Here is a 272-nt window from a genome sequence, read left to right as displayed (position 1 = left end):
CGGCATGTTCAGTGACGCGACCCACTTTCCAGTAGGCTTTGCGTAAATTATTGGAAACGGGCAACTTTACGCCCTTGGACAATTTCGCATTCCGGCTCAATCCCATCGACACCTTGGCCGCCGCAATCTTTCGGCGGCAAGCGCGTTGGTAACGGCGCTTGCGTTGCTCCAGCACCTGAAGTTTGGGCGGGGTTGCATAGCGCTTTCCGTTTGAACAAACAATCTCGGAAGTGTTCAGATCAACGCCTACCTCGCCCTTCACTTTTGGCAAG

General features: G+C 54.0%; 1 pseudogene. It reads right to left on the bottom strand.

Annotated elements, in window-relative coordinates:
• Nucleotides 1–272: pseudogene (locus IV91_RS18805) on the bottom strand (hypothetical protein); the annotation flags it as partial.

Source organism: Ferrovum myxofaciens, assembly GCF_000735045.1.
Classification (GTDB): domain Bacteria; phylum Pseudomonadota; class Gammaproteobacteria; order Burkholderiales; family Ferrovaceae; genus Ferrovum; species Ferrovum myxofaciens.
The sequence above is the reverse complement of the archived record's forward strand: the minus strand, read 5'-3'. Positions and strand labels throughout refer to the sequence as shown.